This is a genomic window from Cupriavidus sp. P-10, from assembly GCF_003402535.2.
Classification (GTDB): domain Bacteria; phylum Pseudomonadota; class Gammaproteobacteria; order Burkholderiales; family Burkholderiaceae; genus Cupriavidus.
In genome coordinates this window covers 1,165,765-1,179,939 of record NZ_AP025172.1, presented here as the reverse complement: position 1 = coordinate 1,179,939, position 14,175 = coordinate 1,165,765, and the positions used below count along the sequence as shown (strand labels likewise).

10 protein-coding genes and 2 pseudogenes are annotated in these 14,175 nt (G+C 63.4%); all 12 read right to left on the bottom strand.

All coding sequences use genetic code 11. The annotated features are described in order from the left end of the window. Nucleotides 1-49: 49 nt before the first annotated feature. The gene (gpmA, locus tag CTP10_RS35375; RefSeq protein WP_116323243.1) at nt 50-799 is read right to left on the bottom strand and encodes a 2,3-diphosphoglycerate-dependent phosphoglycerate mutase; all 750 of its coding nucleotides are present in this window, start codon (nt 797-799) and stop codon (nt 50-52) included. Beyond that, nucleotides 799-2,093, bottom strand: a pseudogene (gene eno / locus CTP10_RS35370) (phosphopyruvate hydratase). Before eno ends, gpmA begins: the two are co-directional and overlap by 1 nt. A 5-nt stretch (nt 2,094-2,098) precedes the next feature. Then, nucleotides 2,099-3,514, bottom strand: a complete 1,416-nt coding sequence (pyk, locus tag CTP10_RS35365) for a pyruvate kinase (protein WP_116323248.1) — start codon at nt 3,512-3,514, stop codon at nt 2,099-2,101. 14 nt (nt 3,515-3,528) lie between these two features. Then, on the bottom strand, nt 3,529-5,157 hold the full coding sequence (locus tag CTP10_RS35360) for an NADP-dependent glyceraldehyde-3-phosphate dehydrogenase (RefSeq protein WP_116323242.1): 1,629 nt from the start codon (nt 5,155-5,157) through the stop codon (nt 3,529-3,531). Nucleotides 5,158-5,180: 23 nt separating this feature from the next. Continuing rightward, the gene (tpiA, locus tag CTP10_RS35355; protein ID WP_116323241.1) at nt 5,181-5,936 is read right to left on the bottom strand and encodes a triose-phosphate isomerase; all 756 of its coding nucleotides are present in this window, start codon (nt 5,934-5,936) and stop codon (nt 5,181-5,183) included. A gap of 70 nt (nt 5,937-6,006) precedes the next feature. Beyond that, nucleotides 6,007-7,309 (bottom strand): annotated as a pseudogene (gene otnK / locus CTP10_RS35350) (3-oxo-tetronate kinase). Further along, a complete protein-coding gene (locus tag CTP10_RS35345; protein WP_271815974.1) occupies nt 7,306-7,437 on the bottom strand; it encodes a hypothetical protein in 132 nt (43 codons plus the stop codon). Before CTP10_RS35345 ends, otnK begins: the two are co-directional and overlap by 4 nt. Beyond that, nucleotides 7,434-8,327, bottom strand: a complete 894-nt coding sequence (gene ltnD / locus CTP10_RS35340; RefSeq protein ID WP_116323240.1) for an L-threonate dehydrogenase — start codon at nt 8,325-8,327, stop codon at nt 7,434-7,436. The genes CTP10_RS35345 and ltnD overlap by 4 nt, the downstream gene beginning before the upstream one ends. Before the next feature lie 109 nt (nt 8,328-8,436). Continuing rightward, nucleotides 8,437-9,759, bottom strand: coding sequence for an MFS transporter (locus tag CTP10_RS35335; protein ID WP_116323239.1), 1,323 nt, complete (start codon nt 9,757-9,759; stop codon nt 8,437-8,439). A 134-nt stretch (nt 9,760-9,893) separates the two neighbouring features. Continuing rightward, nucleotides 9,894-10,718 carry a FadR/GntR family transcriptional regulator gene (locus CTP10_RS35330; protein WP_116323238.1) on the bottom strand — a complete coding sequence of 275 codons (825 nt, stop codon included), beginning with the start codon at nt 10,716-10,718 and terminating at the stop codon, nt 9,894-9,896. Nucleotides 10,719-11,438: 720 nt separating this feature from the next. Continuing rightward, nucleotides 11,439-13,640 (bottom strand): xanthine dehydrogenase family protein molybdopterin-binding subunit, encoded by a 2,202-nt coding sequence (locus CTP10_RS35325; protein WP_116323237.1) that lies wholly within the window; start codon nt 13,638-13,640, stop codon nt 11,439-11,441. Beyond that, the gene (locus CTP10_RS35320) at nt 13,641-14,114 is read right to left on the bottom strand and encodes a (2Fe-2S)-binding protein (protein ID WP_116323236.1); all 474 of its coding nucleotides are present in this window, start codon (nt 14,112-14,114) and stop codon (nt 13,641-13,643) included. Nucleotides 14,115-14,175: the final 61 nt, after the last annotated feature.

Below are 14,175 nucleotides of genomic sequence, written 5' to 3'. Positions count from 1 at the left end.
GTCGTCGCACGGGTACTGCCCCCGCTACGGGGATGGTGAGATGCCAGATCTACCGCTCCGCGGAGCCTTGCCTGGCCACTCTCTGCATGGCTGCTTCGATCTCGGCGGCGTCACCCAGATACCGGCGACTGCGGCCCTTGAGCTCGTCGTCCAACTCGTAAACCAATGGCTGCCCGGTCGGAATGTTCACCTCGACGATGTCCTCGTCGGAGATGTCGTCGAGGTACTTCACCAGGGCGCGAAGACTGTTGCCGTGGGCGACAATGATCACCCGCTTGCCCGACCGCACCGCTGGCGCGATGGTCAAATGCCAGTAGGGCAGGAAGCGCGCCACCGTGTCCTTGAGGCATTCGGTCTTCGGCAGCGCGCCGGGCTCGATGCCGGCATAGCGTGGATCGTCGGCGCCGATGCGCGGGTCGTCATCGGGCAGCGGCGGCGGAGCGATGTCGTAGGCGCGGCGCCAGACCTTGACCTGGGCCTCGCCGTGCTTCGCAGCGGTTTCCGCCTTGTTCAGGCCTTGCAGCGCCCCGTAGTGGCGCTCGTTCAGCCGCCACGAGTGGTGCACCGGGATCCACATCCTGTTCATCTCTTCCAGCACCGTCCACAACGTCTTGTTGGCACGTTTGAGCATGGACGTGAAGGCGACATCGAACTCGAAGCCTTCGCTGCGCAGCTGCTGGCCGGCCGCCCGCGCCTCGGCCAGCCCTTGCTCGGTCAAGCCCACGTCGGCCCAACCCGTGAATCGGTTCTCCTGGTTCCAGATGGACTCGCCGTGGCGTAGCAGGACAATGGTGGACATCAGGCTCCCCTCAGCACAGGAACGGCGGTACGACCGCCGTAGACCGCATCGGAGCCGAGCTCCTCTTCAATGAGTAGCAGGCGATTGTATTTCGCTACACGGTCGGAGCGGCAAAGCGAACCGGTCTTGATCTGCGTCGCGCTTGTTGCCACGGCCAGGTCTGCAATGGTTGTGTCCTCTGTTTCACCAGAACGGTGCGACACCACGGCTGCATAGCCGGCACGGCTGGCCATCCTGATCGCCGCGAGGGTCTCGCTGAGCGTGCCGATCTGGTTGGGCTTGATGAGAATTGCGTTCGCGATGCCCTCGTCGATGCCGCGCTGCAGGATCCCGGTGTTGGTGACAAACAGATCGTCGCCTACGAGCTGGACGGTCCGGCCTAACCGCTCGGTCAGCAGCTTCCAGCCGGACCAGTCTTCCTCCGCCAGGCCGTCTTCGATCGAGAGGATCGGATAGCGTTCCACCCAGCCCGCGAGCACCTCGACAAACTCGGCCGAGCTGAACGACCTGCCTTCCGATGCCAGGTCGTAGCGCCCCTCGTGGTGGAACTCCGAGCTCGCGACGTCGAGGCCGAGGCAAATGTCGGCGCCTGCCTTGAAGCCCGCTTTTTCGATCGCAGCCAGGATCACCTCGATGGCGGCCTCGTTGGACGGCAGGTTCGGCGCGAAGCCGCCCTCGTCGCCCACCGACGTGCCGAGCCCCTTGGACTGCAGCACTCCCTTGAGCGCATGGAAAACCTCGACGCCATGGCGCAGCGCCTCCTTGAAGCTTGGCGCGCCCACTGGCAGGATCATGAACTCCTGGATGTCGACGCTGTTGTCGGCGTGGGCGCCGCCGTTGATGATATTCATCATCGGTACCGGAAGCTGTAGTGCCGTGTCTGGCGTTGGCGCCAGGTATCGATACAGCGGCACGCCGGCAGCCTGCGCTGCGGCCTTTGCCGCGGCGAGCGACACGGCAAGGATCGCGTTCGCCCCAAGGCGCGACTTGTCGCTTGTGCCGTCGAGTTCCACCATGCGGTGATCCAAGGCGGCCTGATCTGTGGCGTCGACGCCTAGCAGCGCCGATCGCAGTTCACCATTGACATGGCTCACCGCGCGCGTGACACCCTTGCCGCCATAGCGGCGTGAGTCGTTGTCGCGGAGTTCCAGCGCTTCATGGCTACCGGTGGACGCTCCCGACGGCGCGGCCGCGAAGCCCGTTGCGCCGCCTTCGAGGGTGACCAACGCGGCGACGGTGGGGTCCCCCGCGAGTCTAGGATTTCGCTTGCACGGATGTTGTTGATCTTGGACATGGGTGTCAAGCCTTGGCAATGTGAAGGAAGTTGGTCGTGCCCGCTACGCCGAATGGCATGCCGGAGGCGATGGCAATGGTATCGCCCGCCTCGGCGAAGGCTTCGCGGCGGGCCATCGCGCAGGCTTGATTCACCATGTCCGGCACGTCCAGGATGCTGTCATCGGCGTGCACCGAGTGCACGCCCCAGACGAGCGCCAAGCGACGCGCCGTGGCGAGGTCCGGCGTCATACTCAGCACCGGCACCACCGGGCGCTCCCGCGCCGCGCGCAGGCTGGTGTAGCCCGATCGCGTGTATGTGACCATCGCAGTGACCGGCAACAGGCTCGCGCTCTGCCGCAACGCGAGGCAGATCGCATCGGCGACAGCCGCTTGTGGCGCAGTGTGCGATGCATCGATCGCGTTGCGGTAGTCCGGATCCGACTCCACCTCGGCGATGATGCGGTCCATCATCACTACCGCTTCGCGCGGATGCTTGCCGGATGCGGACTCGGCTGACAGCATCACCGCGTCGGCGCCGTCGTACACCGCGTTAGCCACATCAGAGGCCTCGGCGCGTGTCGGCACCGGCGACGTGATCATCGATTCAAGCATCTGGGTGGCAACGATGACCGGCTTGCCGGTGGCCCGGCAGGCACGCACGATGCGTTTCTGGATTCTCGGCACCTGTTCGGCTGGCAGTTCGACGCCCAGGTCGCCCCGTGCAACCATGATTGCGTCTGCCGCCTCGATGATTGCGTCCAGCGACTCGATCGCAGCTGGCTTCTCCAACTTGGCCAGCACCGCGGCGCGCCCCTGGACGATGGCTTTTGCCTCATGCAGGTCCTCGGGCCTCTGCACGAACGATAGTGCAATCCAATCGACGCCCAGCGTCAGCCCAAACTCGAGGTCGGCGCGGTCCTTTGGCGTCATCGCCGAGATGGGCAGTAGCACCGAGGGCACGTTCACGCCCTTGCGATCCGAGACCGTGCCGCCGGTGATAACCTGCGTGTCGGCGAAGTCTGGCCCGCACCTCTCCACCTTGAGGCGCACTTTGCCATCGTCGATCAGCAACTCGGTGCCGGTCTTGAGCGCCGCAAAGATCTCCGGGTGCGGTAGAGGGGCGCGCGTGGCGTCGCCCGGGGCCGGGTCGAGGTCGAGGCGAAATGCCGCGCCGGTTTGCAACGTAGCCGGGCCGTTGGCGAGCGCGCCGATGCGCAGCTTCGGGCCCTGAAGGTCGAGCAGCACGGCGATGGGCCGCCCAGTCTCCCGCTCGACGTGCCGAATGATCTCGAGCCGTTCCTGGTGTTGGGCGTGCGTGCCGTGGCTGAAGTTGAGCCGGAACACATCGGCTCCGGCCTCGAACAAGGCGCGCACCGTGGTCAGGTCAGAACTCGATGGTCCCAGCGTGGCGACAATCTTGGCACTGCGTTTGCGATGCATCATGTCGACTCCGCTCACAGGATAAAGCCCGTGTTGATGAACTTGGATTGGTGATCGCGCACGATGGTATTTAGCAGTTCTTTGTTAGGCTCGGTCTGCTTGGTGGCGACCATCGACCGGATCGAGAACGCGCGCAGCGCGTCGCTGACCGACAGCGTGCCTTCGGCCGAATCCTTACGGCCGGCAAAGGGGAACACGTCGGGCCCGCGTTGGCACTGGCAATTGAGGTTCACGCGGCAGACCTGGTTGACCAGCGGATCCACCAGTGCGCCGATCTGCTGGGCGTCGGTGCCGAAGATGCTCACCTGTTGCCCGTGGTCTGAGGTAATCACGTAGTCGAGCGCTTCTTCCACCTCGTCGAAGGCCATCACCGGGACCACCGGGCCGAACTGCTCCTCGCGGTACAGCTTCATCCCCTCGCTCACCGGGTAGACCACGGCCGGATAGAACAACGTGCTGCAGATGGCGCCGCCGCCGTCGTTGATGACGCGCGCGCCCTTGGACCTTGCGTCCTCGATCGCTTCCGTCATATATGCGGTGCGATGCGGACCAGGCAGCGGCGTGATCTGCACGCCGTTCTCCCATGGCATGCCTATCTTGAGCCGCGCCAGTTCGGCCGCGAAGCGGTCAAGGAAGGCGTCGACCACCGATCGGTGCACGATCAGCATCTTGAGGGCGGTGCAGCGTTGGCCGTTGAAGGAAAGCGCGCCGAGCAGACATTCCTTGACTGCGAGGCCCAGGTCAGCATCCGGTAGCACGATGGCCGCATTCTTCGCATCTAACCCCAGCACCGCGCGCAGCCGGTGGGATTTGGGGTGCTGCTTCTTTAGATGGTCGGCCACGCGGCTCGAGCCGATCAGTGCCAGTACGTTGACCTTGCCCGAGGCCAGCATCCGCGGCACCACCAGCTCGCCGGGTGCATAGATGGTGTTGACTACGCCCGGCGGAAACGCGTCGCGGAAGACCTCGAGCAGCGGCTCGAACAGCAGGGTGCCATACTGCGGCGGCTTGAGGATCACCGTGTTACCCATCAGCAGCGCAGGAATCAGCGTACAGAAGGTCTCGTTGAGCGGATAGTTGTATGGCCCCATGCACAGCACTACGCCAAGCGGAGTGCGGCGGACCTGGCCAATGGTTCCCTCGACCACCGTGAATCGCGAGTGGCCGTTATCCATTTCCTTCAGGGCCTCGATGGTGGCCTGGATGTACTCAACGGTGCGGTCGAATTCTTTACGGGAGTCGGCGAGGCTCTTCCCGATTTCCCACATGATCAGGCTCACGATTGTCTGCCGGCGCTCGACCATGCCTTTCACGAACTTCTGCATGCAGGCGATGCGGTCAGCCACCGTCATCGTTGGCCAGGCGCCCCGACCGCTGTCATAGGCTGCCACCGCGGCGTCCAGTGCGGCGTCGCTCTGCGCCTCGCCCATCACCGGGTAGCTGCCGATCGTGACCTGCTGCACGGTGCCGTCGGCCAGCGTCGTGCACACCGGCGACAGGGCATCTTTGCAGGGGCCGTCCCACGTCTCCATCTGTCCGTTGACCAGATAAGTACGTTGGTGGATTTCGGCTGCCAGGCGGTATTCATCCGGTATCGTCCCAGCGGCCGGGAAATGCCGTTTGAGGCTATGGTTATCAATCATTTCAGTCTCCGTGTCTATGCCGATCAGCCGGCTGCCCCAACGATGGCGAGGAAGTCCGACGCAACGAGCGAAGCACCACCAATCAAGCCACCGTCGATGTCGGGTTGTGCAAAAAGCTCGGCTGCACTCGCCGGCTTGACGCTGCCGCCGTACAGGACACGCGTTCGCTGCGCGGCTTCCCCGTCGACCCCGGCGAGCTGCTGTCGAATCAGCGCATGAACCTGCGCCGCCTGTTGCGCCGTAGCTGTCTGTCCGGTGCCAATCGCCCAGAGCGGCTCATAGGCGATGACGCAGTTCGGCAGATGGTCCGCGCTCACGTGAGACATCAGCGCGTCGAGCTGGCGCAGCACGATGGCCTCGGTCTGTCCCGTTTCGCGTTCTGCCAGCGTTTCTCCGAGACAGACAATGGGCGTCAGTCCGGCCTCCAGCGCCGCCACAGCCTTGAGCCCGACGATGTGATCGGTCTCGTGGTGCGCCGTGCGTCGCTCGGAATGACCGACGATCACGACGGTGCAGCCGAAATCTTGCAGCATGCTGGCCGACACCTCACCGGTGTACGCACCGCTTCGATGCTCGCTGACCGATTGCGCTCCCCAGGCGATCGCGGAACCCTGGAGGAGGTGTTGGACTTGCTCAAGGAAGGGGAAGGGCACACACAGCGCGACCTCGCCGGGCGAAGCCACACTCAGTGCGTCCTTGATCTCAGACACCAGCTCATGGGCCGAGGCCCGGGAACCGTGCATCTTCCAGTTGCCAACGATCAAAGGTGTTCTTCTCATTTATCGTTCCCGGTGGGGGAGGGTTGATTGACACAACTCCGGCAGGTGCGAGGGCGTGCGGCCGCACTGGTCATGCCGCCTCCAGTTGATCGAATGCCTTGGTGAAGAAGTCCTCGGTGCCGAAGTTGCCGGATTTGAGTGCGACATGCAGTGTTTCGCCGCTGCAGGCAGCCGACTGCACGCTCGTCCACGGCACCCCCGGGTCGATCTGTGGCCCGATCGTCATCTGCCGCACACCCAGTGCCTGGACCACCGCCCCCGAGGTCTCGCCACCAGCCACTACCAGCTGGCGCACGTCACGCTCAACCAAGCCAACGGCGATCTGCGATAGCGTTCGCTCGACCATCTCGCCAGCCCGCGCGACACCGAGCCGCGATTGCACTAGCTGGACGGCGGCCGGGTCGGCGGTGGCGTAGACCAACACCGGGCCATCGGCCAGTCGCGGGCCAGCCCACGCCAGGGCTTGGCCGACCACATCGTCGCCGCCAGCAATCGCCAGCGGGTCGATGGCGAAGCTCGGTCGCCCGGCATGCCTGAAGTGCAAGACCTGGGCGTTGGTTGCTGGCGAGCAACTGCCGGATACCACCGCCTGAACGCCCGAGGCAGGAGGCAGGGCATCGGCCTTCGCACCTTCGGGCAGTGCACCGCTCGCTTGCCAATTCCGGGGCAAGCCAATAGCGATGCCCGAGCCGGCGGTGACAAGGGGCATACCTGCCAGCGCCGGGCCGATACGCATCAGGTCGTCGTTCGAGATCGCATCGATCACTGCGATCTGAACGGCCTCGGCCTGCAGCGCCGCGAAGCGTTCTCGCACCGCCTGGGGGGCCCCGCGCCACAACGTCATACGGGACAAGGCCCACCTTGCGCCGGGTCTGCTGCTGCAGCACGCGCACGAGGTTGGCGTCGGTCATCGGTGTCAGCGGGTGCTTGCGCATGCCGCTGTCGCTGAGCAGTTGGTCGCCAACGAACAGATGGCCCCGGAACACCGTACGCTGGTTCTCGGGGAAGGCGGGACAGGCGATGGTGAAGCCCTGGTCCGGGCCGTGCAGTGCGTCAAGCAGTGCATCGGTAACCGGACCGATGTTGCCCTCGGCGGTCGAGTCGAATGTCGAGCAATACTTGAAGTAAATCTGTTGCACGCCTTGTGCACGCAACCAGCGCACGGCCGCGAGCGATTGCGCCACCGCATCGGCAGGCGCGACAGTGCGCGACTTGAGCGCGACCACGATGGCGTCCGCCGTGATCGGGCGCGTATCGTCCTCGGGCACGCCGATGGTCTGCACTGTGCGCATGCCGCTGCGCACAAGATTGTTGGCCAGGTCGGTGGCGCCGGTGAAATCATCGGCAATGCAGCCGAGCAGTGGGCGGATCATGGTTGGGTCTCCAGCAACGGGCACAGCGCGGCCGCCGCGTTCTCGCGCACAGGGTCGCGGATGAGGTATTTGACGAGGCCCTGGGCGTTCAGGATCGTCGGGGTGTCGGACGACACCGGCACGTTCATGCCCCGGCCGCCGGCAGGGTGATGCCGGGGAAGATCTTGATCACCGCCGAGTCGTCCGCGCGGCCGTGGCCGGCCGTTGACGCCTGCATGAACATCTGGTGCGCGGTGGCGGACAGCGGCAACGGAAACTTGGTCGCGCGCGCGGTGTCGAGCACCAGGCCGAGGTCCTTGACGAAGATGTCCACCGCCGACAACGGCGTGTAGTCGCCCGCAAGCACATGCGCCATGCGGTTCTCGAACATCCAGCTATTGCCGGCGCTGTTTGTGATGACCTCGTACAGAGCTGCCGCGTCGACGCCCTCGCGCAGGCCCAGCGCCATTGCCTCCGCGGCGGCGGCGATGTGCACGCCTGCCAGCAGTTGGTTGATGATTTTGACCTTGCTACCATTGCCGGCCGCATCGCCCAGCCGGTAGACCTTGGCGGCCATCATGTCAAGCGCTTTGCCGACCTTGGCGTACGCCGCCGGGCGGCCCGAGGTCATCATCGTCATCTGGCCTGACGCGGCCTTGGCAGCGCCACCAGAGATTGGCGCGTCTAGGTAGAGCAACTCCCGCTCCGCCAGCCGCTGTTCCAGTGCAATCGACCAGTTGGGATCAACAGTGGAGCACATCACAAAGACGCTGCCGGGCTTCAGTGCTGCGGCCGCGCCATGCTCACCAAACAGCACGGCCTCGGTCTGCGCGGCATTGACCACCACGCTGACCACCGTTTCGCACTGCGCGGCCAACTCGGCCGGATTCGCGCAGGCCACGCCGCCCTCGGCGGCGAAGGCCTGGGCTGCCTCTGCGCGAACGTCGCACACGTGCACGCGGTAGCCCGCGCGGCGCAGCGACTGAGCCATGCCCAGTCCCATGGCGCCCAGGCCGATCACTCCGATGTTTTCACTCATGGTGTAGGTTTCCCAGAATTGGTGGCCGTAGGGCGTCCCTGCAGGGCGCGGGCCTTTCGAACAAGAGCTTGTGCGTGATTGGGCCGCTCGTGTGCGGCCCGATGACCGATCAGCGGTTGACCAACTGCGCCGGCGTGCGCCACACCAGGAACGCGCCGAGGATCAGCATGCCGGCGAGCACGTACATGCCGCTCTGCGTGCTGTGTGTCAGGTCCTTCAGGTAGCCGATCAGGTAGGGGCTGGCGAAGCCCGCCAGGTTGCCCACCGAATTGATGACGGCGATGCCCGCAGCTGCGGCGGTACCGGAAAGGAATGCCGTGGGCAGGGACCAGAACAGTGGCGCGCAGGTCAGCACGCCCGCCGCCGCCAGCGACAGGAATGCAATGGATACGACCACGTTTTGCGTGTAGGACGCCGCCACGGTGAAGCCGATGGCGCCGATGGCGGCCGGCACGATCAGGTGCCAGCGCCGCTCACGGCGGGCGTCCGCGCTGCGGCCGCACAGGTTCATTGCGACAACGGCGCAGATGAACGGGATCGCACTGAGCAGGCCGATGTTGAGGTTGCCATTGATGCCGGTCGCCTTGACTAGTGTGGGCATCCAGAAGGTGAGGCCGTACTGCCCCATCACGAACGCGAAGTAGATCAGGCACATGGCCCAGATGCGCCCGTCCTTGAAGACCTCCGAGACGGAGTGCGGGCCCTTCTTGCCGTGCTGGGCGTCGGCTGCGACTTCCCGTGCGAGCAACTGCTTCTCGGTGTCATTGAGCCACTTGGCCTGGCTGATGCCATTGTCCAGAAAGAAGATCACGGCAATGCCCGCCAGCAGCGCCGGCACGGCTTCGATCAGGAACATCCACTGCCAGCCGGCCAATCCATGGGTGTTTTGAAACGCGTCCATGATCCAGCCCGACAGCGGGTTGCCGAAGATCCCCGCGACCGGAATAGCCGACATGAACACCGCCACGATCTTGGCCCGACGATGGGCGGGGTACCAATACGTCAAGTAAAGAATGACGCCCGGGTAAAAGCCGGCTTCGGCCAGCCCCAGGAGAAAACGCATCATGTAGAAGGTGGCGGGTGTCTTGACGAAGACGAATGCAGCCGACAGCAAGCCCCAAGTGATCATGATCCGCGCGATCCAGATACGCGCGCCGATCTTGTGCATTAGCAGGTTGCTTGGCAGTTCGAACAGGAAGTAGCCGAGGAAGAACACGCCGGCCCCCAGGCCGAACACGGTGTCGCTGAAGCCTAGATCCTGGCCCATCTGCAGCTTGGCGAAGCCCACGTTCACGCGGTCGAGGTAGGCGATGACGTAGCACAGCATCAGAAATGGAACGAGGCGCCAGAACACCTTGGCGTAGGCGCGACGCTCGGTTTCGTCGGCGATGGTCGAGGCTGTGCCTCCGGTTCCTGCGGCGGTGGGTGTCATGAGCGGTCTCCTTTGTCGTCGACAGAACCGGCTCGATACAACCGGTTGTTGTCATGTAATCATGTTGTACGACAACTTTACGCGTAGGAATCCGCTTCTGACATAAGTATTAACCCGGAGCTCAGCCCCCGAGCTCAGTCCCCGGGTTTTGCCAGCCCCATTACCGCCTGGGGCGCACCGAGCTCCGCGCGCAAGCGCTCCGCCAGTTGGCGGCCTTGCTGAGCCCAGAAGTCCGGCGCCGCGCGGCCAATGCGCTCTGCCGCGTTGGCCATATGGGCCGCGGCGGCGAAGCGAGCGGCTACAACGTCACCGCTTTCGATCGCGCGCACAATCGCGGCGTGCTCATCGCGCACCTGCTGCGCGAAGTCAGCGCGAGTGGCCTCGTTGGCGCGCGTCACACGGGTGGCATCGAGCAGGAAGTGATTCAGGTAGGACAGCGTTGCCAACAGGAAGGGGTTGCACGCTGCTTTGGCGACGGCGGCGTGGAAGGCGACGTCTTCCGCAACGCCATCCCCCCCAGCAACTACCGCTTCTTCCAGTGCCTGGATCGTCGCCTTGATATTTTCGAGATCTTCTGGTGAGCATCTCGCCGCGGCCAGCGCGGCAGACTCGGCCTCCAATGCCCTGCGGACCTCCACCATCTGGATCACAGCGTTCACCGAACCATCCGGCGCCAGCACCAAGTGCTCGGGCGCCGGCTTTCCGCTGTTCTTGACGAACGCCCCGGACCCCTGGCGCGACTCGACCAAACCAAGTGTCTTCAGCCGGGATAAGGCTTCTCGCACCACGGTGCGGCTGACGCCAAAGCGCTCCATGAGGGCGCTCTCGGTTGGCAGGCGCTGCCCCGGCGGAAACTGGCCATCACGGATACTTACCGAGAGCGCTTGCGCCAACTGCTCGGAAAGTCGTGTGCCGAACTGCAAGTCGGGGATTTGGTCGAGCGGAAACGAGTTGGCCATGGTGGCGTACGGACGAGGAAAGGCTGTATGACAACAGTATAACCTCACGCCCCGCGAGGGGCCTCTTGCCCCCGTTTCATTTGTGGATCTTCGGCTACTTGGCGCTGCCGAAACAGCCATGGCGCGGATGCTTTCCAGAGTGAACAAGGTGGGTAATCTCACCTCGAAGCAAAGTCAATGCGACTAACGCCATGGTCGCCTCTTCGGGGCAGTGGAGCGTCCCACGTAAACTGACGAAACCGTTTTTTTAAATGCAATTAATCGCCATGATGGCAAGGTCAACGCTATGCTTAGCTTGCATCAGACTGGTGAGTGCCTTGCCGTGGAGGATTAGTTTCACGATCATGAAATAATAGTCTGAGCCTACCCGCGGCGGATTTTCCTCTTCACATGCCACGACCACTACTCGATCAGCCGCCACCATTGCGCGTAACGTTCGCACCTTTCACCAGCTCGGCGACCATATTCGAAGGGTTAGACGATGCTGGTCGTGCCGAAGGCGCATGCTTTGGCTCGAACTGGCCGCCGCTCATGTGGCCAAGGTTTGCGAGGAGGTGTGGACCCACGACTAATTCAACACGGTGATCTGCGTGAGGCGTCGATTCTGAAGCGCTACCGTTGGGCGCATCGGACGGGCGCCCGCCCCGCAGCGCGGGGGAACGCGCCCGCTGGCGCTACCGTGGATCGGTCGCGAGACGGCCCGCTAGAGGCAGTGTTTTGTCACTTCAAGAGCGCGAGCACTTTCTCAGGCAAGAATGGGACGGACCGCATGCGGATGCCTGTCGCATTGAATATGGCATTGGAGATAGCGCCCGGGATCGTCGCAGGCGCCATTTCGCCCACCCCCCAAGGCACCGCTTCCGGCCTGTCGATCAGGCTGATGGAAATGTTCGGTACTTCAGGGAATCGCAGGATGGGGTAGGTGGACCAATCAGTGGTCGTGATCCGATCGCGATCGAATCGGACTTCCTCAAGAAGAACCCGGCTGATAGTCTGCACAATCCCTCCCTCAATCTGATTGCGGGCGCCGTCAGGGTTGATCACCTGGCCGCAGTCTTGACTACACCATACGTCGGTCACGCGGACCTTTCCGCTCTTCAGATCAACCTCGACGTCCAGAACCGTAGCGACGTACGTTCGATCATTGTCGTAGCGAAGAAAGGCAAGGCCGCGACCCCGTGCACTGCCGCCGCTTAACTGCGCCGGCGTAGGGGCGGGGCGGTACTGCCATGCCGACATACGAGCGACATCCTCCAGTACAGTGCGGGCGCGAGTATCAGAAAGATACTCAAGACGCCACGCTAGCGGATCGGCGCCAGCTGCAGTCGCCATTTCATCGAAGAACGCCTCATTGGCGAAAGAATTCTGCAGCCGGCCCGGAGATCGCAAGTGCGATGTACGAAACGCCCGGTCCTGCATCCGATGGACGTTTGTGACGATATTTGGAAAGGCATAGAGGACTTCGGCGTTCTTTTGGATCTGTGCGGTGATATACCCTGTACGCTTTTGCCCAGAGAGGGTTGCCGCCAGCAGGGGAAATTCGCTGAGCGTGCCCTGTGCCGCTGCAAGGTAGAAGTCGGACTTCCAGGCGGTAGGTCGCCCGTTTTCATCGATCCCGCCTTCGAAATCCACCACAGTCGGCGGACTCTTCGGATCCCAACCGTGCTCGTCGGCACGCATCCACTGAACGCGCACCGGTTGAGCGATGGCCTGGGAGATGAATGCTGCATCGGCCGCACAGTCTTCGTGGCCGTTTCTGCCGTAGCAGCCAGCGCCGTCCAGATAGATCAAGCGAACCTGAGCCTTGTCGACGCCGAGCACGCTCGCGATTTCTCCCTGCAATGAGTGGGTAGCCTGGGACGCTGACCAGATCGTGCAGCGTCCCTCCTTGAAATCCGCAACGGCACTTGCCGGGCCAATCGAGCCGTGCGTGTGCGGTGCAAACGTATAGGTGGCCTTCAATCTCTGCTTGGCCTGACCGAGTGCGGGCGAGACTTGTCCCTTTGCAGCGGGCCGTTCCACACTCCGAACCGGCAGGGAGCGCCAGTATTCGGTCAGGGCAGATTGATCAGGAAAATTCTCGGCGCTTAGCCAGTTGACCTTTAGCATCCGTGCTGCCTTCACAGCGCTCCACTCGGACTTGCAGACAACCGCAAGATAGTTTTCTTTGTGGACGATGCGCACGAGGTCTCTGACGCCCTTGACGGATGCGGCATCAAAGCCAACCAGGCGCGCGGCCGGGCCGCTGGGGCGGATCACTCGGGCATGCAGCATTCCAGGCAGCTTGAAGTCCTGCATGTAAGTGAAACGCCCACTTAGCTTGTCGGGAATATCGACACGACTGACCGATTGCCCCACGAGACGCCGGCTGCCGGGTGGCTTCAGTGGGACGTAGCTGTCCAGTGGTACATCGAAGCTTTGCGCCGCAACGACTTCGGTGTATGGAATCTGCCGTTCCGGACCTGCCGAGATAATGCCGTTGCTCACGGTCAACGTCTCCGGAGGCACGCCCCACCGCGCTGCGGCGTATTGCGTCATCGCCCGCCGGGCGCATGCGGCAGCTCGCCTGAGTGTAGTCCCACCGTCCTGGATGGTCAGGCTTCCCGCGGTCTGTCCCTGGTCGACGGTCAGCAGCGTGTCACCCATGACGAGCTCGATCCGGTCAAAGGCAACGTCCAGCTCATCTGCAACCATCTGCGCGAGCGCCGTGCGGGTCCCTGTTCCAAGATCGACCTTGCCGCTGTACACCATGACCCGACCGTCCTTGCCGATGCGGAGCCACGCATCCAGTTGGTTCTTTCCCATGGGCTTGGGCGAAGCAATAGGGCGGCCTGAGTCGGCGTTCTGCGCCAAGGCACGGGTGCTGAAGGAGAACGATATCACCAGCCCGCCCATCCCCTTGAGGAAGTCTCGGCGGTCCATTCAGATTTCCTCCTTGGGGAACGCTGCGGCGCGCCGCACCGCCTTGATGATGCGGGTATGGGTGCCACAGCGGCAAAGGTTGCCGGCCAGTGCTTCGCGAATCTCGCTTTCGCCTGGATTAGCGTTGGATCTGAGCAGGCCTGCAGCGCTCATTACCATGCCGTTAATGCAGTATCCGCACTGGACGGCTTGTTCCTTGATGAAGGCACTTTGCAATGGGTGAGGGCGCTCGGGAGTGCCCAAGCCCTCAAGCGTCACAATGTTCGCGCCTGGAAGTGTGGACACAGGAAGCAGGCAGGACCTCGTAGCTGTCCCATTCAGCAGCACCGTGCACGCGCCGCACTGGCCAAGTCCGCATCCAAACTTTGGGCCATGGAGGCCTAGCTCGTTGCGAAGGACATAGAGCAGCGGCGTATCGCCGTCCGCACTGACGGTGTGGGGCTTGCCATTGACGTTGAGTTTGAAAGTTATCATCAGCGCTCCAATTAAAAGAAGGGACAACCTCGTTCGGTTGTCCCCACCAAAGAGCTGTTCG